The 19,079-nt window shown below is 74.1% G+C and carries 23 protein-coding genes; 11 read left to right on the top strand and 12 right to left on the bottom strand.

Features of this window, described 5'->3' with window-relative positions; all coding sequences use genetic code 11:
* The 3 genes from ABD143_RS35335 to ABD143_RS35325 form a co-directional block, all read right to left on the bottom strand.
* Positions 1 to 847: IS110 family transposase (locus ABD143_RS35335; RefSeq protein ID WP_343987158.1), on the bottom strand; the 847-nt coding region annotated here is incomplete at its 3' end.
* Complete coding sequence (locus ABD143_RS35330) at positions 844 to 1,119, bottom strand: hypothetical protein (RefSeq protein WP_343987156.1); 276 nt, start codon at positions 1,117 to 1,119, stop codon at positions 844 to 846. The genes ABD143_RS35330 and ABD143_RS35335, both read right to left, overlap by 4 nt.
* A gap of 107 nt (positions 1,120 to 1,226) precedes the next feature.
* Positions 1,227 to 1,424 (bottom strand): DUF899 family protein, encoded by a 198-nt coding sequence (locus ABD143_RS35325; RefSeq protein ID WP_343987153.1) that lies wholly within the window; start codon positions 1,422 to 1,424, stop codon positions 1,227 to 1,229.
* A gap of 9 nt (positions 1,425 to 1,433) precedes the next feature.
* Between ABD143_RS35325 and ABD143_RS35320 the strand changes: the two genes are divergently transcribed.
* The 5 genes from ABD143_RS35320 to ABD143_RS35300 are packed head-to-tail and all read left to right on the top strand — an operon-like array spanning position 1,434 to position 4,325.
* Complete coding sequence (locus tag ABD143_RS35320) at positions 1,434 to 2,033, top strand: YbaB/EbfC family nucleoid-associated protein (RefSeq protein ID WP_343987150.1); 600 nt, start codon at positions 1,434 to 1,436, stop codon at positions 2,031 to 2,033.
* Positions 2,030 to 2,329, top strand: a complete 300-nt coding sequence (locus tag ABD143_RS35315) for a hypothetical protein (RefSeq protein ID WP_343987148.1) — start codon at positions 2,030 to 2,032, stop codon at positions 2,327 to 2,329. Before ABD143_RS35320 ends, ABD143_RS35315 begins: the two co-directional genes overlap by 4 nt.
* Complete coding sequence (locus ABD143_RS35310; RefSeq protein ID WP_343987145.1) at positions 2,326 to 3,201, top strand: WXG100-like domain-containing protein; 876 nt, start codon at positions 2,326 to 2,328, stop codon at positions 3,199 to 3,201. The genes ABD143_RS35315 and ABD143_RS35310 overlap by 4 nt, the downstream gene beginning before the upstream one ends.
* A 40-nt stretch (positions 3,202 to 3,241) precedes the next feature.
* On the top strand, positions 3,242 to 3,844 hold the full coding sequence (locus ABD143_RS35305) for a hypothetical protein (RefSeq protein WP_343987142.1): 603 nt from the start codon (positions 3,242 to 3,244) through the stop codon (positions 3,842 to 3,844).
* A gap of 37 nt (positions 3,845 to 3,881) precedes the next feature.
* Positions 3,882 to 4,325 carry an SRPBCC family protein gene (locus ABD143_RS35300; RefSeq protein WP_343987139.1) on the top strand — a complete coding sequence of 148 codons (444 nt, stop codon included), beginning with the start codon at positions 3,882 to 3,884 and terminating at the stop codon, positions 4,323 to 4,325.
* Between the two features lie 10 nt (positions 4,326 to 4,335).
* On the opposite strand, the gene ABD143_RS35295 is transcribed toward ABD143_RS35300, so the two are convergent.
* Entirely contained in the window at positions 4,336 to 4,722 is a 387-nt protein-coding gene (locus tag ABD143_RS35295) for a type II toxin-antitoxin system VapC family toxin (RefSeq protein WP_343987136.1), read from the bottom strand.
* Here ABD143_RS35295 and ABD143_RS35290 point away from each other — a divergent pair.
* Together ABD143_RS35290 and ABD143_RS35285 are read left to right on the top strand one after the other, a co-directional pair.
* Positions 4,721 to 5,728 carry a carbohydrate kinase family protein gene (locus tag ABD143_RS35290; protein ID WP_343987133.1) on the top strand — a complete coding sequence of 336 codons (1,008 nt, stop codon included), beginning with the start codon at positions 4,721 to 4,723 and terminating at the stop codon, positions 5,726 to 5,728. The genes ABD143_RS35295 and ABD143_RS35290 overlap by 2 nt on opposite strands.
* A 123-nt stretch (positions 5,729 to 5,851) precedes the next feature.
* Positions 5,852 to 5,989, top strand: a complete 138-nt coding sequence (locus tag ABD143_RS35285) for a hypothetical protein (RefSeq protein ID WP_343987131.1) — start codon at positions 5,852 to 5,854, stop codon at positions 5,987 to 5,989.
* 33 nt (positions 5,990 to 6,022) lie between these two features.
* On the opposite strand, the gene ABD143_RS35280 is transcribed toward ABD143_RS35285, so the two are convergent.
* The 5 genes from ABD143_RS35280 to ABD143_RS35260 all read right to left on the bottom strand — a co-directional run bounded on the left by ABD143_RS35280 (position 6,023) and on the right by ABD143_RS35260 (position 12,511).
* Complete coding sequence (locus ABD143_RS35280; protein ID WP_343987128.1) at positions 6,023 to 7,075, bottom strand: PHP domain-containing protein; 1,053 nt, start codon at positions 7,073 to 7,075, stop codon at positions 6,023 to 6,025.
* 32 nt (positions 7,076 to 7,107) lie between these two features.
* The gene (locus tag ABD143_RS35275) at positions 7,108 to 8,535 is read right to left on the bottom strand and encodes a CYTH and CHAD domain-containing protein (protein WP_343987125.1); all 1,428 of its coding nucleotides are present in this window, start codon (positions 8,533 to 8,535) and stop codon (positions 7,108 to 7,110) included.
* 145 nt (positions 8,536 to 8,680) lie between these two features.
* Complete coding sequence (locus ABD143_RS35270) at positions 8,681 to 10,168, bottom strand: AMP-binding protein (protein ID WP_343987122.1); 1,488 nt, start codon at positions 10,166 to 10,168, stop codon at positions 8,681 to 8,683.
* Positions 10,165 to 11,547 (bottom strand): FAD-binding oxidoreductase, encoded by a 1,383-nt coding sequence (locus ABD143_RS35265; RefSeq protein ID WP_343987119.1) that lies wholly within the window; start codon positions 11,545 to 11,547, stop codon positions 10,165 to 10,167. Before ABD143_RS35265 ends, ABD143_RS35270 begins: the two co-directional genes overlap by 4 nt.
* Positions 11,548 to 11,557: 10 nt before the next feature.
* Positions 11,558 to 12,511 (bottom strand): NAD(P)/FAD-dependent oxidoreductase, encoded by a 954-nt coding sequence (locus ABD143_RS35260; protein ID WP_343987116.1) that lies wholly within the window; start codon positions 12,509 to 12,511, stop codon positions 11,558 to 11,560.
* 87 nt (positions 12,512 to 12,598) lie between these two features.
* On the opposite strand from ABD143_RS35260, the gene ABD143_RS35255 reads away from it, so the two are divergent.
* Complete coding sequence (locus ABD143_RS35255; RefSeq protein WP_343987114.1) at positions 12,599 to 12,841, top strand: hypothetical protein; 243 nt, start codon at positions 12,599 to 12,601, stop codon at positions 12,839 to 12,841.
* A gap of 6 nt (positions 12,842 to 12,847) precedes the next feature.
* On the opposite strand, the gene ABD143_RS35250 is transcribed toward ABD143_RS35255, so the two are convergent.
* A complete protein-coding gene (locus ABD143_RS35250) occupies positions 12,848 to 14,332 on the bottom strand; it encodes a flavin-containing monooxygenase (protein WP_343987110.1) in 1,485 nt (494 codons plus the stop codon).
* A 69-nt stretch (positions 14,333 to 14,401) separates the two neighbouring features.
* Between ABD143_RS35250 and ABD143_RS35245 the strand changes: the two genes are divergently transcribed.
* Positions 14,402 to 15,001: a TetR/AcrR family transcriptional regulator gene (locus ABD143_RS35245; RefSeq protein ID WP_343987107.1), complete on the top strand. Its 600-nt coding sequence runs from the start codon at positions 14,402 to 14,404 to the stop codon at positions 14,999 to 15,001.
* Positions 14,998 to 15,741 carry a siderophore-interacting protein gene (locus ABD143_RS35240; protein ID WP_343987104.1) on the top strand — a complete coding sequence of 248 codons (744 nt, stop codon included), beginning with the start codon at positions 14,998 to 15,000 and terminating at the stop codon, positions 15,739 to 15,741. Before ABD143_RS35245 ends, ABD143_RS35240 begins: the two co-directional genes overlap by 4 nt.
* 97 nt (positions 15,742 to 15,838) lie before the next feature.
* Here ABD143_RS35240 and ABD143_RS35235 read toward each other — a convergent pair whose 3' ends face one another.
* Both ABD143_RS35235 and ABD143_RS35230 read right to left on the bottom strand, forming a co-directional pair.
* Complete coding sequence (locus ABD143_RS35235) at positions 15,839 to 16,297, bottom strand: hypothetical protein (protein WP_343987101.1); 459 nt, start codon at positions 16,295 to 16,297, stop codon at positions 15,839 to 15,841.
* 113 nt (positions 16,298 to 16,410) lie between these two features.
* Entirely contained in the window at positions 16,411 to 17,553 is a 1,143-nt protein-coding gene (locus ABD143_RS35230) for an acyl-CoA dehydrogenase family protein (protein WP_343987215.1), read from the bottom strand.
* 87 nt (positions 17,554 to 17,640) lie between these two features.
* Here ABD143_RS35230 and ABD143_RS35225 point away from each other — a divergent pair, with 87 nt between their 5' ends.
* Entirely contained in the window at positions 17,641 to 18,762 is a 1,122-nt protein-coding gene (locus ABD143_RS35225) for a DUF2332 domain-containing protein (protein WP_343987098.1), read from the top strand.
* Positions 18,763 to 19,079: the final 317 nt, after the last annotated feature.

Here is a 19,079-nt window from a genome sequence, read left to right as displayed (position 1 = left end):
CGCGGGAGGCGGGGTCACGCTGCCACAGCCCGATGCCCAGCTCGATCAGGGCGCGGCGCAGATGGACCGAGCCTTCGCGGCTGATCCCGCCGTCGCGGCGGCGACCGGCGGACTCGTACTGGATCGGGGTCAACCCGGCCGCCCGGTAGATCTTGGCGGCCGAGGGCCAGCGGCTGCGGGGGCCGAGCGCGGCGGCGTAGCTCGCGGCCCGGATGACGCTCCAGCCCGGGGTGGTGGTCAGGACCTGGTAGTCGGTGGCGGGCAGCAGCGCGCCGATGCGGCTCGCGGCCACCCCGATCTGGTCGTCGAGATCATCGAGCAGGGCGAGGTCGGCGGCGAGCACCTCACGAGCCACCGCACCGCCCGGGGTGGCCAGCGCGTCGCGGGCAGCGGCCACCAGTCGTTCGGCCATCGGCCGGCTGACCCGCACATCGCGGCGGGCGGCGTAGTCGCGGAACCGCTCGGCGCCCAGCCGGGCCAGCCGCGCCGGGTCCGGGAAGTGGGCGGCGACCAGCCGACCGACCTTGCTGCCCAGCACGTCGGCCAGCGTCCCGCCCAACCCGGGGAAGGCCCGGTCGAGCTGGCCGAGCAGCTGGTTCTTCGTCGCGGTGCGCACCTCGACCCGGCGCCGCCGATGCGCCACCCACGCCTGCAGCTCCAGCAACGGCGCGTCGCCGACGATGACCGGCACCCCACGCCCGGCCAGCAGCAGATCCGCGATCGCGGTCAGGTCGATCCGGTCGGTCTTGACCCCGCGGCTGCCATTGACCCGCCGCTGCGCGGTCACATGCGCCGGGTTGAGCTCGACCACCTGCCAGTCCTGGGGCCACACCCCCGGCGCGATCATGGGCTGGTGGTAGTGCCCGGCCGCTTCCACCCGACCCGCACCAGCCGCACATCGGCCGGCAGACAGGTGCGCAGCCCGGCGAGCATCACCGCGACCCCGCTTCGGGTCAGCGGGAACTCCACCGCCGGCATGATCGTCCGCCCGGTGAAGTCGCACGCCATCACCATCGCCGAGGACTTGCCCACGTCCACTGGCACCGCCACCAATTGCCGCAGCGGCACCTCCTCGCTCCGCGCGGTCCACCCCACGACTTGCTCATCGATCGCTCGCATCGCCACCTCCGGCGGGAGATCAGGCCGGGTCACCCGGCCACCGAGACTGACGATCTCCTTGTGGCACCTTCAGCGATCACAACGAGGGAGCCACGCCGGAACAGATATCAGCGATCCGCGCGAAGCCGGATCCGCGGGTCGCCCGCCGAGGGGGCGCCCACCGCGCGCCCCTTCGGTTCCTCCCAGTCCTCCTGCCGCCCGAGCGCGGTGAGGTCCAGGTAGTAGTGCATCCCACCGACCAGCTCCGTGCCCCTCGCATAGGCCGAGTAGGTGTGGAAGACACGGTCGCCCTCGCGCAGAAACACGCTCTGGCCGTGCAGCTCCTTCCGCAGCCGTTCCAGGCCGACGTGGTGCTGGCGCGCGGCAAGGTCCCGGCCCGGCTGGCGGGTGCGCCGGTCGCGGCGGAGTGGGTTGCGGGTTCGGTGGTGCTGGTCGCCTACCGGTCGGCGCCGGGGCGGCCGCGCAACGACGACCTCGCCGCCTTCCCGCTCGAGTTCCGCGGAACGGCCCCGCGGAGGCACCTGACCTCCGTACCGTCCCTGGCCATGGACGGACGCGCGTGGCTCGCCTCCTACGAGGAGCGGCTGGATGAAATCAACGAGCGCGCGCAGCAGGCGCAGCGCGAGCTGGCTGGGGTGGAGGCCACGGCGACCAGCCCCGACGGGGCCGTCACCGTCACCACCGACCCCGCAGGGGAGCTGCGCTCGCTGGTTCTCGGCGAGGCGGCGGAGCGGCTCACCCGCGAGCAGCTCGCCGCCGCCGTGCTCGGCACGGCCGGCCGGGCCCGTGCGGAGGCGGCCCAGCTCGCCGCAGCGGCGGTGGCACCGCTGCTCGGCGAGGGCACTACGGGCATGTCCCTGCTGCGGTCGCACCTCCCCGGCACCGGGACCGAGCGCGGGAGCGCCGACCGATGATCGACGGCTTCTGGGTCGCGGGGGACGTGGTCGCGGCGCACGTCGCGGAGGTCGAGGCCCTCGCCGAGCGCACGGGCCGCGCCGCGAACGCCGCGCAGCCGCTGCGGCGCGACGCGTACGGCCTCCTGGGGCAGGTGTTCGCCGACACGGCCGAGCGGGCGAGCCGCACGGCATCGCAGGGCGTTGCCGACATGGCCGCGGGCGTTCGCCGCCGGGGCGAGGGCATCCGGAGCACCCACGACTCTTATGCCGCCGCCGACAGTGCCTGCGCGAAACAGTTGCGGGAGCTGAGGTGAGCGCCGACGCGAGCCCCTCCACCTGGGAGGGTGCCAGGATCATCTCCAGCTACGCCGACCTCGCCGACGCGCTCGCGCAGAAGCACGTCGACCCGGCCCAGGTCGCCTTCGCGGCGGCGGGTGCGGGGCTCGACTCGCTCGGTCTGGTGACCAACCCGCTCGGCTCGCTCCTGCAGGCGGGCATCGGCTGGCTGATCGAGCACGTCGAGTTCCTCTCCGAGCCTCTCGACGCCCTGGCGGGAGACCCGGGAGCCGTTCTCCAGCAGGCGCGCGCCTGGCAGGGCGTCTCGGCCGAGCTGAGCGCCGCGGCGATCGACTACCGCGCGGCTGCGGCGACGGTCGCCACCGGGTGGGACGGCGCCGCCGCCGACGCGTACGCCCTGGACGTGCGGCGGTGCACGGTCGCGATGGACACCGCAGCCCGCGACGCCGAGCAGCTCGCGAACGTCGTGGTCAGCACGGGTGCGGCGGTGGGCACCCTCAGAGCGCTGATCCGCGACGCGATCGCACGGTTCCTGGCCAATGTGATCCAGTGGGTCGTCGCCGCGCTGGCCGCCGCGCCCGTCACCGCCGGGTTCTCCCTCGCGGCCCTGATCGCCGCCGTCGTGGAGCAGGCGTCCTCGCTCGCGCGGATGTTCGTGCAGCGGATGTCCGGCCTGCTCGACCGGCTCGAAGAGGCCGGCGTCACGGCCCGGGGGCTCGGCCAGGCCATGCGGGATGCGGCGGCGCAGCTCGCCCCCGGCCCGATGGTCGACGGCGCGCAGATCCTGCACGGCGCGGCCCGTCGCGTGAGCGCCGACTGGGTGGTCGAGGCCGGAAAGCAGCACACCGGCGCCGAGCAGGAGCAGCGCGGCTGGACGGCGGAGGGCTGAACCGTTTCCCACGGGCGCTCGTGTCAGAGGAGTCGACCTGTTGGGCTCCTGGAGGCACTACCGCATGCACCGCTCCCGCATCCTTCTGCTTGTCGCCGCCGTCGCAGCCGTGCTCGCGCTCGCGGGGTGCGCCGACGACGAGGGTGGCGACTACAGCGCCAACCCGGTCCCCGTGCTGGGGCCCCCGCCCCTGCCGGGTGAGACGACCCCGCCTGCGCCCGCCGCCCCGACGGTGGCGCCGGCGGCTCCGGTTGCCGCCGTCCCGGCCGCACCGCCCGCGGGCGGGGTGCGGCTCGTGGCGCGGCGGACCCCGGACCTGGGCACGGTCGTCGCCGACGCCCAGGGATTCACGCTCTACCGGTTCGACAAGGACAGCTCCCGGCCACCCGCGTCCACGTGCGTCGACCAGTGCGCGGCGAACTGGCCGCCGGTGATCGTGGACCCGGAGGGCGCGCTCGACCTGCAGGGGGTGGAGCGCTCGGCGGTCGGCATGGTGCAGCGCCCCGACGGCTCCAGCCAGCTCACGATCGCCGGCTGGCCGGTGTACCGGTACGCCCGTGACACCACCCCGGGCGCCACGGGCGGTCAGGGCGTCGGGGGCACGTGGTTCGCCGTCACCCCGGTGGGCGGGAAGGCCAGGTGATGCCGGCCCGGGTCGACGCGCGCGGCAGGATGAGCGCATGGCACAGGTGACCTCACGCACGCAGCGCACGATCGACGCACCGGCGGACCGGGTGCGGGCCGCGCTCGCCGACTACGAGTCCGTGCGGCCGGCGATCCTCACCGACCACTACAGCGACTACCGGGTCGAGGCGGGCGGCCACGGCACCGGTAGCCGCGTGCACTGGAAGCTGCAGGCCACAAAGAATCGGGTACGCGACCAGCTCGTCGAGGTGAGCGTCCCGGCCGAGGACCGCATCGTCGAGCGAGACACCAACTCCAGCATGGTCACGACCTGGACCGTCACCCCGAAGGGCGACGACCGCAGCGTCGTGGCGGTCGAGACGACGTGGGACGGCGCGGGCGGGATCGGCGGGTTCTTCGAGCGGACCTTCGCGCCGAAGGGCCTGCAGCGCATCCACGACGGGCTCCTGTCGAACCTCGTCGGCGCCGTGCGGGACTGAGGGGCGCTCGTCAGCTGGTCGCCGGGAGGATCGGCACGTCGTAGGCCTTCATCGCCCGGTCCGCGGTGACGAGGGTGAGCCCCTCGGCGCGGGCCTGGGCGACGAGCATCCGGTCGAGCGGATCCCTGTGGTGCATCGGCATTTCCCGGAGAGCCACGCCGTGCCGGATCGTGAAGGGCAGCTCGATGAAGTCGTTGAGCTCGACCTGCACGTTCAGGTCGTCGGGGCCGTCCATCTTGCCCACCGCCCGTTTGATCTCGATCTCGCCGGCCGTCAGCGCCGAGACGTAGACGTCCGAGGCAGGATCTTCGATCGCCGCTGTGGCGCGCGGGCCGAGATGCGGAAGCTGGAACAACCACCACAGCAAGGCGTGCGTTTCGGCGGTGTGTGCGAGCATGCGGAACCCGACGATCAGCTACAGCGAGGAGGCAGTCATCGACCCGTCCGCGCCCCACGGCATCGTCGCCGTCGCCGGGGAGGCGCTCGCCGACCTCGTGCCCGCGCCCGTCGGCGGCTACTTCGAGATCGCGCCCGGCGGCAGCCCGGCCAATGTGGCCGTCGCGCTCGCCCGCCTCGGCGTCCGCGCCCGGTTGCTGGCCCGCATCGCCGACGACATGCTCGGCCGCCGGATCCGTGACCACCTCGCGGGCAACGGCGTGGAGATGGACCACGCGTTGGCCGCGAGCGAGCAGTCGTCGATGGCGATGGTCGCGGTCGGCCCCGACGGCGGGCCCACCTACGACTTCCGCATCGCGGGCACGGCCGACTGGCAGTGGACGCCCGACGAGCTGGCCGGGGCTCTCGACGGCCCGGTGGTCGCGCTCCACTCCGGCTCGCTCGCGCTGACCACGCCACCTGGTGCGGCGGTGCTGCGGGACCTGATCGCTCGCGCCGTGGACACCGCGACGATCAGCTACGACCCGAACTGCCGCCCGCTGCTGATGGGCGACCCGGCCGACGTCCTGGCCGGTGCGCACGAGCTGCTCGGCGTGGCCGATGTCGTGAAGGTGAGCTCGGAGGACCTCGAGTGGCTCACCCCCGGCCGCTCCCCCGAGCAGGTGCTCGAGGACTGGCTGGGCCGCGGCCCCGCGGTTGTTGCCGTGACCCTCGGCGGCGACGGTGTCCTCGCCGGCACCGCGGACGGCGTGCGGTCGCGGCGGCCGGGCGTGCCGGTCCAGGTGGTCGACACGGTGGGGGCGGGTGACACGTTCTCGGCCGCCCTGCTCGCCGGGCTGCACCGCCGCGGGATGCTCGGGGCCGGGGCGCGGTCCACGCTGCGCGCCGTCGACGCCGACACCCTCGACGCGCTGCTCGACGAGGCCTCGCTCGCGGCCGCGATCACCTGTTCCCGGCGGGGCGCCGACCCGCCCACCGCAGGCGACCTGCTCGCCCGCCAGTGCTGACCGGCCTCAGTTCGGCGCCATTCCACTCCGGGGCCACTCGGTGGAGTCGACCTTCGCGGGGCCCTGATCAGCGGCGACGACGACATCACGATCAACGCCTTCGGCCTCATCGGGGACGCGGTGGTGATCGCGCCGGAGGGCGTCGAGGTGGAGCTGACGGGCTTCTCGCTGCTGGGCGACCGGAAGATCGACCTGGCCCCGGTCCCCCGGGTCCCGGGCACACCGGTCGTCCGGGTTCCGGGTGATCACGCTGATCGGTGACGCGAAGGTGCGCAGCGCCCGCTGACCGCCGTCCTACGCGCGCGAGCGGGCCAGCAGCTCGTCCACCTGCCATGTGTTGAGCACCCGCTCGGCCGGCACCCCGCACGCCGCCGCCCGCTCGCAGCCGTTGCGCAGCCAGTCGAGCTGGCCGGGGGCGTGGGCGTCGGTGTCGATCGTGAACGAGCACCCGGCCTCCACGGCGAGCCGCAGGAGCCGCTTTGGCGGGTCGAGCCGCTCCGGCCGGGAGTTCACCTCGACCGCCACCCCGTTCTCCGCGCAGGCCGCGAAGACTGCGTCGGCGTCGAACTGCGACTCCGGACGCTTCCGGTTGCCGGTGACCATCCGGCCCGTGCAGTGCCCCAGCACGTCGACGTGCGGGTTCGCGACGGCCGTGAGCATCCGCTCGGTCATCTCCGCCCGGGGCATCCGCAGCTTCGAGTGCACCGACGCGACGACCACGTCCAGCTCGGCGAGGAGGTCCTCGTCCTGGTCGAGCGACCCGTCCTCGTTGATGTCGACCTCGATGCCGGTGAGCACGCGGAAGGCCCTCCCCTCCGGGTGACTGCCCAGCTCGTGACTGCCCAGCTCGGCGTTGAGCTCCGCGACTTGTTCGAGCTGCGCCCGCAGCCGCTCGGCGGAGAGCCCGTTGGCCACGGTGAGCCGCGGGGAGTGGTCGGTGATCACGAGGTAGTCGTGGCCGAGGAACTGCGCCGTCTCCACCATCTCCCGCAGCGGGGAGCCACCGTCGGAGGCGTCGGTGTGGCTGTGGCAGTCGCCGCGGATCGCGGTCAGCAACGCGTCGGCGGCGTCGTCCAGCGGGGTGCTCTCGGTGGCCTCCAGCCGCCGCAGGTAGACCGGCTCCTCGCCGGCCACCGACTCGGCGACGCAGCGGGCCGTCACCTCGCCGACACCCTTGAGCCGCACCAGCTCGCCGGAGCGCACCAGGTGGGCGATCTCGTCGGGGTCGCGCGTGCGCAGCACGGCGGCCGCCGTGCGGAAGGCCCGCACGCGGTAGGTCGACTCGTGCGCCCGTTCCAGCAGGAAGGCGATGCGGCGCAAGTCCGCGACAGCGTCGCGCTCACTCATGGGGCGATCGTCGCACGCCCCTTGGACCTCCCTCAGCTGAGCCAGCGGCGGTTGCGGCGGGTCCACGCCTTCTTCCACAGCCGGGGAAGGTCCTCCTCGATCCGGGCCGCGCGCTCGGCGTCCTTCCCGTGCAGCACCCCGAAGCTGAACCCGTTCACGCCGCCGGAGTGTGCGAGCGCGCCCAGTTCACGGAGTGCGTCGCGGGCGACGACCGTGTCCTGGTGCTCCCCCAGCGCCGTCTGGAAGCCCTTGAGCGTCTTCGCGAACCGCTTGGCGTCCTTGCCGACGGCCGGCTCCGCGACCTCGGTGGCGTAGCGCAGCCGCTTGCCGGCCTTGCGAGCGGCGTGCACGGCCTCGTCACGCTCCTCCGCCGGCCGCGCGGGGTCCAGCGCGGTCTTGACGGCCAGCTCGAGCCGCCGGGCCGTGCGGGCGACGAGCCGCGGAAGCTCCTTGCGCGCCGGCCGTGGGGCCCGCTCCGTGAACGGCGGATTCCGCACGAGATCGTCGAGCGCGGTGCGCAGCCGGGCGTACCGGTCGCCGTCGAGTGTGGAGAGCACGGCAGCCCCCGCCTCGGCCTCGCGGCGCGCGAAGTACCGCGTCACCTGCTGCTCGACGGGCCCCATCCGCAGCTCGGGATCGAGATCGCGCAGGCCCTCGGAGATCCGTTCCCGCAGCACCTCGGCGTCCCGGGCGGGCGCGAGCGCCTGGCCCAGCTCACGCAGCTCGTCCACCAGCGGGTCGATCTTCTCCCGGTCCAGCAGCCGGCGGAACGCCTGCAGCGCGCTACGCACCCGGCGTGACGCCACCCGCATCTGGTGTACGGCGTCGGGCTCGCCGCGGCGGACGCGAAGGTCCTCCGCCGCGAGCCGGTCGGTGTGCTCGGCGATGTAGCCGACGAGTGCCGCCCCGGCGGATCCGGGCTTCCCTGGTGTGGCCTCCCGGGCCGGGGGTGACGCCGTGCGCATCAACCGGTCCAGCTCGGCCTCGGCGTCCGTGTCCGCCTTCTGCAGGCCGCTCTCCGTGATCCGCTGTTCGAGCTCGGTCACCAGCTCGTCGTCGGCTGCGGCAGCCCGCAGTTCCACGTCGGTCCACGACTCGACGTCCGTGGACCGGCCGAGGGTGGCCACCGTGACGTGGTCATGCACCACGGTCGCGAACAGGCGGTCACCGGCGTCGCGCAGCCGCGTCTCGATGCGCACCCGCCGGATCCGGCCCGAGGGCCGCAGGGCCCGCTCCCGCACGATCCCGCGGACGAGCGCAACGAGCTCGCTGGGCACGGCGGGCGGGTTTCCGGCGTCGGCCGCGAGTGGGACGCGCAGGTGTTCACCTCCCTCGCCTTCAGCAAGGTCGAGCCGCCACTGCGCCTGCTCGCCCTCCCGCGTGCCCTGGTGGAACACGAGCACGACCCCCGCGGCCGCGAGCCGGTGGTCGTCGGTGTCGTAGCGCTCGATCTCGAGCACCTCACGTGGTGCGACCTCCGCCCGATCGACGCCCGGCAGCGAATTGAGCCGGGGGGCGCCCGCTCCGGCGGGTCCACGGAAGGTCCGGTTCGGGGTTCGCGGAGTCGCCTGCGTCATCTGACTGTTTTCCCGCTGCGCCGCCTGATCACTCACGCGGAAGCCGCGACTTCTGCACCTTCCCCATGTCGTTACGCGGCAGCGCGTCGGTGAACCGCACCTCGCGCGGCCGCTTGTGCGGGGCGAGCAGCGTGGCGACGTGGTCGACCAGCTCGCGTTCCGGCGGCGCCGCACCCACCGGCACGACGAACGCGACGATCCGCTCCCCGAGGTCGGCGTCCGGCAACCCGACGACCGCGGCCTCCGCGACCCCGGCGTGCTCAAGCAGCGCGTTCTCGATCTCGCCCGCCCCGATCTTGTAACCGCCGGACTTGATGAGGTCGGTGGCGCTGCGCCCGACGAGCGCGAGCGCCCCGCTCTCGGACCAGCGCCCGATGTCTCCGGTGGCGAACCAGCCGTCGGGGGTGCGCGAGGCGGCGGTGGCGTCAGGTCGGTTCAGGTAGCCGGAGAAGAGGCCGGGCCCGCGCGCCTCCACCGCTCCAAGCCCCCCGCCCTGGTCACTGCCCTGGTCGCCGGGCAGCGGGGTGAGCCGCACCTCGGTGCCGCGCAAGGGCCGCCCGACGGTGCCCGGCTCGGGCTCGTCCGACGCCCGCTGGGCGGTGAGGATCAGCGTCTCGGTCAGCCCGTAGCGCTCGCGCACGGCGAGGCCGGTGAGCCGGTGCAGCCGGGCGTGATCGACGGCGGTGAGCGCGGCCGACCCGGACACGAGCAGCCGCGCCCGCCCGATCGCCGCAGCGGACTCGGCGTCGCTCTCCAGCTGGTCGGCGAGCCTGTGGTACTGCGTCGGCACCCCGAACACCAGCGTCGCGCCCGACGCGGCTAGCGCGCGGGCGTCGAGCCCGCCGATGTGGTGCAGCGTCCCGCCGCGGCGCAGCGGCCCTACCACTCCCAGGATCAGCCCGTGCACGTGGAAGAGCGGGAGCGCGTGCACGAGCAGGTCGTCGGCGGTCCACTCCCACGCCTCCGCGAGCCCGTCCACGTTGGACATGACGGCCGAGCGGGAGAGCACAGCGCCCTTGGGCGGACCCGTGGTGCCCGAGGTGTAGATCACGAACGCGGTGGCGTCGGGCGGCGGCTCGTCCGCGGGGACGGTGCCGTCGGCGGCCAGGTCGACGTCGACCCGCGGGAGCGCCGCGAGCGGTCCCGGCAGTACCGCGCCCGGTACCGCGAGCACGGCGTCGGGCGCCGAGTCGCCGACCACGTGCCCCAGCTCCCGCTCCCCGAGCTTCGGGTTGAGCGGGACCGCCGCGACACCCGCCAGGAGCGCCGCGGTGACGCCGACGGCGGTGTGTGCGGTGGGTGTGGCGAGCACCGCCACCCGCTCGCGGCCGGCGATCTTCGTGGCGAGCGCGCCCGCTGCCGAGGCGAGCCGGGCGTAACTCAGCTCGTCGTCGCCCCCGTCCGCGGCGCGGAACCGGAGCGCGGTCCGGTCCGGCGGGTCGAGCAGCGCAGGCAGCAGGGGCGTCACGGACGTGGCCTCCATCGGGTCGTCGGCGGTCGGGGCCTCGGTGGTCATCCGACCACCTTGCCGGGGTTGAGGATGCCTTGCGGGTCGAGCGCCTGCTTGACCGCGCGCTGCATCGCGAGCACCTCCGGGCCGAGCTCGGCGCGCATGCCCGGGATCTTGAGCAGGCCGACGCCGTGCTCGCCGGTGACGGTGCCGCCGAGGGCTAGCGCCGCGGCCACGATCTCCTCGAACGCCGCCTGGGCGCGCAGCTTGGCCGGTTCGTCGCCGTGTGGGGTGAGTAGCAGCGGGTGCAGGTTGCCGTCGCCTGCGTGCGCGATGTTGGCGATCAGCACGTCGTGGCGGGCCGCGATCTCCTCGACGCGCCCGAGCATCTCCGCGAGCCGCCCACGCGGGAGGCAGACGTCCTCGGTGAGCATCGCCTCGCCCCGCTGCTCCAGCGCCGGATAGGCGAGCCGCCGCGCGTCGAAGAGCGCCTCGGCCTCTGTCGCGTCGGTGGACGCCATCGCGTCCCGCGCGCCTGCCGCGAACTCGGCGTGGATCGCGGCCGCCTCCTGCCCCGCTGCGGGCTCCGGCAGGTCGGTCTGGGCGAGCAGCAGCGCAGCGGCGTTCTCCGGGAGCCCGGCGTGCTTCCACGTGTTGACCGCCTGCAGGCAGACCTTGTCGATCAGCTCGAAGGCCGAGGGCTGGAGCCCGCGGGCGGTGACGCGTGCGACGGCGTCGCCCGCCGCGGCCAGCGTGTCGAAGAACCCGACGACCGTGCGCGGGGTGCCCGTGCGCAGCGGCCGCAGCCGCACGGTGACCTCCGTGATCACGCCGAGGGTGCCCTCGGAACCGACCATCAGGCCGGCGAGGTCGTATCCCGCCACACCCTTCGCGGTACGCCGCCCGACCCGCACCACCTCACCCGCGGCCGTGACGACCTCCAGGGCGAGCACGTAGTCACGGGTGACGCCGTACTTCACGCAGCAGAGGCCCCCCGCGTTGGTGGCGACGTTGCCGCCGATCGTCGACCACGGGGAGCTCGCCGGGTCGGGCGGGTACCAGAGCCCGTGCACGGCGACGGCCGCCCGCAGGTCGTCGTTGACGACACCCGGCTGCACGACGGCGAGCCGCTCGTCGCTGTTGATCTCGACGATCTCGCGCATCCGCTCGGTGGAGAGCACCACACACCCGTCCACGGCGTTGGCCCCGCCGGACAGGCCGGTGCCCGCGCCGCGGGGTACCAGCGGGCGCCCGTGCCGCGCGCAGGCCCGCACGACGGCCGCCACTTCCGCGGTGCTGCGCGGCCGGACGACCGCGGCCGCCCGCCCGTGCGGTGCCCACTCGGCCTCGTCGTGCAGGAATGTGGCGACGACGTCCGGATCGAGCAGTACGCGGTCGGGCGGCAGGGCGGCGAGGACCTCGTCGACGAGCGCATCGGCGGTCATGCCCCGGACGTTAATGCGTCGGAGGGCCCGATCGGGTGTCGATCAGCGCACGTCCCAGCAAGGTGCCGGAGCGCCAGGCCGTCTCGATCCGGGGGCTGCCCCAGCCGTCGCCCGCCAGCCCGATCCCGTCCGCGCCCAGGTGGAACGGCCGGTCGCGCGGCGCCGCCGGGGACGCGTACGGCCAGTGGTGCGCCGTGGTCCAGACCGGAGCGGACGTGACGCGGAGCAGGTCGCGCAGCGCGTCCAGAACGGGCGCAACGGCGCCTGCGGGGTCCGTGGCGTGGGCGTGCGCGATGTCGGCAGTGGTGTGGGCGACCAGGACGGGTGCACCGTCACCGCGGCGGTCGCCGTCATCGGCGACGAGTGTGAGCACGGGGTGGTCGTTGACGAAGGCGAACGGGAACGCCGCCCACTCCCGCTGCGACCATCCCGCCGCGACCGCGATCACCGGCCGCCACTCCCGGCCCGCCACCTCGGCCGCGGCGCTGCTGTCCGGGTCGAGCAGCCGCTCCGCCTCCGGGTCGGGCATCGCGAGCACCACGGCATCGGCGGGCTCGCCGGCCACCGAAGGGCCGGGCCCGACGTGCCGCATCTCGTGTCCCGGTTCGACGGTGAGCCCGGTGGCCAGGTCGGCGACGAGGCTGCCCAACCCGCCCGGCGCCGCGTACCGCACGGGCCCGGGCGAGCTGCCGCGGCGTCCGGCCTCGAGCACGGCGGGCGCGGAGGTCCACGGCCGCACGAGCCCCGCGGTGAGCCACCGCTTCACGACCTCGCTGAACTCGGGGTCGCGGGCGGTGAAGTACGCCGCCCCGATGTCGACGGCCCGGCCTCCGAGCTGCGGGCCGGCCATCCGCCCGCCGGGCCCGTCGGACCGCTCGAGCACCCGGACGTCCACCCCCGCGGCCGCGAGCTGCACGGCGCACGCCACCCCGGCCATCCCCGCTCCGACCACCACAACTCGCACTCCCCGACCGTAGGCCCCAACCGTGGGGGCCCGACGGTGGTCGTCCCTGGTGCCGCTCCGCGGGGAGCGTGAGACCCAGGAGGCGCCGTGCACCCCCAGATGCCCACCCACCAGCAGCCGCCCGCGCCCCGGCCCCCGCTGCCGTACTACAACCCACCCTTCCCCGGCCCGCCTCCAGCGGGGATCGCCAGGCCACCCCTGACGCCGACGCCGCCCTCACCTGCCGGGCCGAACGCGCTGAGGATCGTCTTCAGCTGGTCGCTGTGCCTCGTGCTCGGGCTGAGCGGGTTGATTCAGGCACCCGTGCCCGCGCCGCGGCAGCCGTGGTGACGGAGGCTAGGCGAGCAGCTCGTGGTCTCCTGCCCGGACCCGGCGGGTGCGGCGGCGGAACCGGAACGTGTAGTCGGGCCACAAGGTGCGGTTGCGGCCATCGGCGTCGAGGTACCAGCTCGCGCAGCCACCCTTCAGCCAGACCGACCCGTCGAGCCGCCGCTGGATCTGCCTGTTGTAGGCGTCCTGCCGGTCGCGGCGGGTGTCGAGGGCCACCGCGCGCTTCTCGTCCAGCAGGCGCAGGCCGTCGAGCACGTAGTTGAGCTGCGACTCGATCATGAAGATCATCGAGCTGTGGCCGAGGCCGGTGTTGGGCCCGGTGAGCACGAACAGGTTGGGGAACCCGGCGATCGTCGTGCCGAGGAAGCCCTCGACGCCGCCCCGCCATACCTCGGTGAGGGCGAGGCCGTCACGGCCGACGATCGGCACCGAGCGGCCGAGGCCCTCGGCCACCTTGAAGCCGGTGCCGAAGATGATCGTGTCGACCTCGTGCTCCACACCGTCGGCCGTGACCACGGCGTTCGGGGTGACCCGCACGATCTTCTCCGTGACGAGCTCGACGTTCGGCTGCTTGAGTGCGGGGAAGTAGTCGTTGGAGAGCAGGATCCGCTTGCAGCCGATCGTGAAGTCCGGGATGAGCTTGGCCTTGAGGTCGGGGCGGTCGGCGAACTTGCGGTCGAGGTACGCGCGTCCGAACTTCTGCACCAGCTCCATCCGCTTCGGCTTGAGGAACCCGCTCACCAGGCTCTCGTTGCGGGCGTAGATGACCGAGCGCTGCAGCTTCTGCGCCACCGGGAAGGCCCGGTAGAGCCGCCGCATCAGCGGCGGCACCTCCCGGTCGGGCTTGGGGAGCACCCATGGCGCGGTGCGCTGGAAGAGCGTGAGGTGCTCGACGTCCGGCTGGATCGCGGGGACGAACTGGATCGCGCTCGCGCCCGTCCCGACCACGGCGACGCGCCTCCCGCGCAGGTCGTGGTCGTGGTTCCACTGCGCGGAGTGGAAGACCTCGCCCTCGAACTCGTCGATGCCGGCGATCTCGGGCATGGACGGCTCGTGCAGCGCGCCGGTGCCCCACACGACCACTCGGGCGCTGACGGTGGAGCCGTCGGCGAGCCGGAGCGTCCAGCCCTTGCCCACCCACTCCGCGGAGGCGACCTCGGCGCCGTACCGGATGCGGGCGCGCAGCCCGTAGCGGTCGGCGACGTCCTCGAGGTAGGCACGGATCTCGGGCTGCGTGGCGAACTTGCGCCTCCAGTTCGGGTTGGGCGCGAAGGAGAACGAGTAGAGGTGCGACTGCACGTCGCAGGCGCAGCCGGGGTAGGTGTTGTCGCGCCAGGTGCCGCCGAGCGAGGCGCCCTTCTCGAGCACCACGAAGTCGTTGCGCCCGGCCTGGGCGAGCCGTATAGCCGCGCCGAGCCCGGCGAACCCGCTGCCCACGATGGCGACGTCCACGGTCTGCCCAGGGTTCTGCCCAGGGTTCTGCTCGGTCACGCGTCTCCTCCCGCAGGTGTTACCGCCAGTAAGTTACCACGGGTAAGCTACCTCCGGTAGGGTCGCGCCGTGGAGACCAGGACTCCGCGCAGACGGGTGGGCCGGGCGGAGCGCGAACAGCAGATCCTCGACGCCGCCCTCGCGGTGTTCGGCGAACGCGGCTACCAGGCGGCCTCCATGGACCAGGTCGCCGAACGCGTCGGCGTCACGAAGCCCGTGCTCTACACGCATTTCGGATCCAAGGATGGGCTCCTGCTCGCCTGCATCACCCGGGCGCGCGCCGAACTCCTGGCCGTCACCTCCGAGGCCGCCGCGTCCGCAGGCGCCCCCGAGGAGATGCTGCGCCGCAGCACCCGCGCGTTCTTCGACTACCTGGAACGCAACGCCCCCGCGTGGACGCTCCTGTACTCCGAGTCCAGTGTGGCGGGCGAGGCGCTCGAAGGCATCCGTGCCCAGCAGACCGACTTCATCGCCGCGCTGCTCGCCGGGCAGGCACCCCACGCCAAGCCGCAGCAACTGCAGGGCTGGGCGCAGGTGATCGTCGGGGCGTGCGAGCGGCTGGCGCACTGGCGGAGCCGGGACCGTACGGTGTCCGCTGAGCAGGCCACCGAATACCTGATGGACCTGGTCTGGGCGGGTCTCGCGTGCGCGGCACAATCGTCGGGATGAGTACGACGGCCCCCCGGCTCCTGCAGGTGCGCCGCAGCATCCGGGTCACCCCGCGGATGGTGCGGGTGACACTCGGCGGCGACGAGCTGGCCGGCTTCGGCGGCGAAGGCCCCGACCGCCGGATCAAGATGTTCTTCCCCGTGCCCGGCCAGGAGCGCCCGGCCGTGCCCCGCGCCACGTCCGGCGGCCCGCTGTGGCCCGCGGGCGAGCCCCGGCCGACGATCCGCACCTACACGGTGCGGCGCTTCGACCCGGGATCGGGTGAGCTGGACGTCGACTTCGTGCTGCACGAGGGCCACGGCCCGGCCGCGGCGTGGGCCCGGGACGCACAGCCGGGGTCGTGGGTGGGGGTCTCCGAGCCCGGCGGCCGGTACGAGCCCGACCCGGCCGCGGCCTTCCACGTCGTGATCGGCGACGAGACGGCACTCCCCGCGGTCGCCACGGTGCTCGACGCGCTGCCTGCCGGCGTGCCCGGACTCGCGTTCCTCGAGGTCGCCGATGCGGGCGAGGAGCAGGAGCTGCCCGGCACCGCCGACATCCGGTGGGTGCACCGGGGAGAGCGCGAGCCGGGCGTCCCGCTCAGCGAGGCCGTGACCGCAGCCGCGCTTCCGGCAGGCGACGGGCAGGCGTGGCTCTCGGGTGAGTCGGCGTGCGTGCGGGACCTGCGCAAGCACCTGCTCGACGATCGCGGCTTCGACCGCAGGCGGGTCTACGCGACGGGCTACTGGCGCGCCCGCTGACTGGCCTGTGCTGGCCTCCACATGTGTCAGCGGGGTGGCCCCGCTGACGTTGAACGTCAGTAAGGCCACCCCGCTGACGTCCAGGGGGCTCCCGGAGCTACGCGCCCCCGCCCGACTGCGCCCCGCCGCCCCCGCCGAAGTGGGCGGGCGCCACACTCGCGCACGCCTTCATCGCCGCGTCCCACGCCGCTTGGTCGACGCCGGGCGGAGCCTGGGGTGTGGCCCCGGGCGTCCCGCTCGCGCCGGCCGGCGGCGTTCCGGGGGGATGCGGCGCCCCCGACGGACGGGCCCCACCGGACGGCCGCGCTCCGCCACCGCCGCCCCCAGCTCCGTTCGGCAGCGTGACCCCGTTCGCCGCGAGGCAGCTGGTGAACGCCTGCATGTCGCCGCCTGCCGCCGCCCCTCCGCTTGCGTCAGCGCCGGTGGTGCTCTGCGTGGAGCCGGTGCTCTCCGTGCCACTCGCGGACGAGCCACATCCGGCCAGGAGGACCACCCCGGCCCCAGCGAGCAGGGCACCGAGCCACAGCCTCCGGCGGCCGGTCTGGATCACTGACATCGTCGGCGTTCCTCTTTCCTGCCGCGAACCCTTGCCGCGGCCCGACCGAACCTGGCCGCACCGGCTGGGAGCAAGCTGTGCGACGCCGAGGAGCCCTCTGTGAGCACACCCCTTTACAGGCCGAGCACCTTCGCGATGATCTCGTTCATGATCTCGGTGGTGCCGCCACCGATGCCGAGGATGCGCGCGTCGCGGTAGTGCCGCTCCACCTCGTGCTCGCGCATGTATCCCATGCCCCCGAGCAGTTGCACGCACCGGTGCACGACGGTGTCGCACGCCTTCACCGCGGTGTTCTTCGCCATCGCCGTCTCCGCGAGCATCGGCTCGCCGGCGAGCCGGCGGGTGGCGACCGACCTGGTGTAGGTGCGGGCCACGTCGATCTCGCGGGCCATCTCCGCCATGTCGTGCCGCACGACCTGCCGCGACGAGAGTGGCCTCCCGAACGTCTCCCGCTCGCGGATCCACGGAACGACGAGGTCGAAGCAGCGCTGCGCGGTGGCGTAGGCCTGCACGGCAAGCGATAGCCGCTCGGTCGGGAACTGCTGCGCGATCTGGACGAACCCGCTGCCCTCGGCGCCGACCAGGTTCGCCGCGGGGACCCGCACGCTGGAGTAGGCCAGCTCCGCGGTGTCGGAGCAGCGCCAGCCCATCTTGTCGAGTTTCCGGGAGACGGCGAAGCCGGGCCGGTCGCGCTCGACCACCAGCAGCGAGACGCCGGCATGCCCGGCCCCGCCGGTGCGCACCGCGGTGGTGACGAAGTCCGCCCGCGCGCCCGAGGTGATGTACAGCTTGGCCCCGTCGACCACGTAGGAGTCACCGTCGCGAACGGCCCGGGTGCGCAGCCCCGCGACGTCCGACCCGCCGCCTGGCTCGGTGATCCCGAGCGCGCCGATCAGCTCCCCGGCGAGCGTCGGCCGGACGAACGTGTCGATCAGGTGCGCGTCACCGGTGGCGACGATGTGCGGCAGCGCGATGCCATGCGTCAGGAGCGCGGCGACCAGCCCGCCGGAGCCACCGGAGAGGATCAGTTGCTCGGCGACGACCAGCGCGTCGATCAGGTCGCCGCCGCTGCCGCCGACCTCCTCCGCGAACCCGGCCCCGAGCAGCCCCACCGCGGCGGCCTTGCGGTGCAGCTCGCGCGGCACCTCGCCGGCCTCCTCCCACGCAGCCAGGTGCGGCACGACCTCGCGCTCGGTGAAGTCGGCGACCAGCTCCCGCAGGGCGCGCCGCTCGTCAGTGCACCACGGGTCAGTGATCACGCCGCCGCACGCTACGCGGGGCGGTAACGCCCGCGAGGCATCGCCCGACCCTCCCGCATGGACGGTGCCGAACACCGTGCCGCTGTGGCGGCGCAGGCCGGCGCCGTCGCGACCGCCTGGTCTCCCCCGGACGCCCCGGCGAACTGGTGGCTCACCGCCGAGACGTTCCGGGCCATCGCCGAGGACGACGTGCTCCTCGACCTCGCCGCCGCCGTTCCCGCTGAGCGGCTGCCGCCGTTGGTGCTCAGCGCGGCGATCCGGTTCCTGGTGACCGGGCAGCGCCCGCAACCTCTGGTCGGCTACTTCCCCCAGCCCGGTGGCCCCCAGCCTCCGCGCGACGACGGCTTCCGGCCCGCGCTGCGCGCATTCTGCCGCTCCCAGGCGGACGCGCTCGCCCGGCTCTGCGCGGCCCACCGCTACCAGATGAACGAGGTCGGCCGCTGCCTGGACGTGCTCCCGGTGCTCGCGCAGCTCACCGCCGCCGACCCGCGCCCGCTCGCCCTCGTCGACCTCGGCACCGGCGCCGGGCTGGGGCTGCACCTGGACCGCTACCGCTACTCCTACGACCTCGCCGACGGCGCCAGCCTGGTGACGGGCGACCCGGGCTCGCCCGTCGCGCTGAGCTGCGCGGTCCGCTCGGGCCGGCCGCCGGTGCCGGAACGGCCGATCACATTCTCCGCGCGCGTGGGCGTGGACACCGAACCCCTCGACCTCACCGACCCGCCGACGGCCGCATGGCTCGCGGCCTGTGTGCCTCCCGAGGCGGGCGCGGTCTCCCGGTTCGCTGCCGCCGCGGCCGTGGCGAGGGGGGATCCGGCGCCGGTCGTCCGCGGCGATCTGCTCGCCGTGCTGCCCGCCGTGGTGGCCGGGCTACCAGCGGACGCGCTGGTGTGCCTGGTGGACACCTACGTGCACGTCTTCCTGCCGGCCGACCGCCGGGCCCGGTTCGACGCGCTCGTCGACCGGATCGGGCGCGACCGCGACCTGGACTGGATCTCGGTCGACCCGCTGGTGCCGCTCGGCCCGGACGCCAGGGCCACCGTGCAGGGACTGGACGTGCCCGCGGAGTGGATCCGCGACAACCGGGAGCAGGGAGTCTTCGGGGTGATCGGCCGGGTCAGCGTACGCAGAGGCGTACGGACCGGCGCAGTGCTCGGCCGCGCACACCCCGGCTCGGCCTGGCTGGAGTGGACCGCCCAGGACTGAGGGGGCACCCTCAGCCGTCACGACCGGCTGGCCGCCCCGTACACGAGCACGGTCGGCACGGCCACCGACGGCCATGAGGCGAAGAAGTCGTCGGTCTCGAACCCCCGCCCTTCCCCCATTTTGAGGGGGTGCGCGGCCCCTCACTCTCGGCTGGGTCGCCACGGCGACACCAGCCAGCCTGGAGAGGGTCGGTGCTGGGCACCGACGTGGTGGGGCGCGAAGCGGGGGTGGGGGATGTCGCGCACGTCGACAACGAGGGTCCGCACGGTTCGATGGCGTTCACCGCGGCTAAGTCGGTCCCGGAAGGTCGTCGCCGC

This window comes from Pseudonocardia aurantiaca (assembly GCF_039526725.1).
Taxonomy (GTDB): Bacteria; Actinomycetota; Actinomycetes; order Mycobacteriales; family Pseudonocardiaceae; genus Pseudonocardia; species Pseudonocardia aurantiaca.
This window is presented reverse-complemented; position numbering and strand designations above follow the sequence as displayed.

Excerpts from the sequence above, each read along its gene's own strand:
- ABD143_RS35330 (WP_343987156.1), bottom strand. The coding sequence starts at position 1,119 with ATGCGAGCGATCGATGAGCAAGTCGTGGGGTGGACCGCGCGGAGCGAG.
- ABD143_RS35315 (WP_343987148.1), top strand. The coding sequence starts at position 2,030 with ATGATCGACGGCTTCTGGGTCGCGGGGGACGTGGTCGCGGCGCACGTC.
- ABD143_RS35300 (WP_343987139.1), top strand. The coding sequence starts at position 3,882 with ATGGCACAGGTGACCTCACGCACGCAGCGCACGATCGACGCACCGGCG.
- ABD143_RS35290 (WP_343987133.1), top strand. The coding sequence starts at position 4,721 with ATGCGGAACCCGACGATCAGCTACAGCGAGGAGGCAGTCATCGACCCG.
- ABD143_RS35295 (WP_343987136.1), bottom strand. The coding sequence starts at position 4,722 with ATGCTCGCACACACCGCCGAAACGCACGCCTTGCTGTGGTGGTTGTTC.
- ABD143_RS35280 (WP_343987128.1), bottom strand. The coding sequence starts at position 7,075 with ATGAGTGAGCGCGACGCTGTCGCGGACTTGCGCCGCATCGCCTTCCTG.
- ABD143_RS35270 (WP_343987122.1), bottom strand. The coding sequence starts at position 10,168 with ATGACCACCGAGGCCCCGACCGCCGACGACCCGATGGAGGCCACGTCC.
- ABD143_RS35265 (WP_343987119.1), bottom strand. The coding sequence starts at position 11,547 with ATGACCGCCGATGCGCTCGTCGACGAGGTCCTCGCCGCCCTGCCGCCC.
- ABD143_RS35240 (WP_343987104.1), top strand. The coding sequence starts at position 14,998 with ATGAGTACGACGGCCCCCCGGCTCCTGCAGGTGCGCCGCAGCATCCGG.
- ABD143_RS35235 (WP_343987101.1), bottom strand. The coding sequence starts at position 16,297 with ATGTCAGTGATCCAGACCGGCCGCCGGAGGCTGTGGCTCGGTGCCCTG.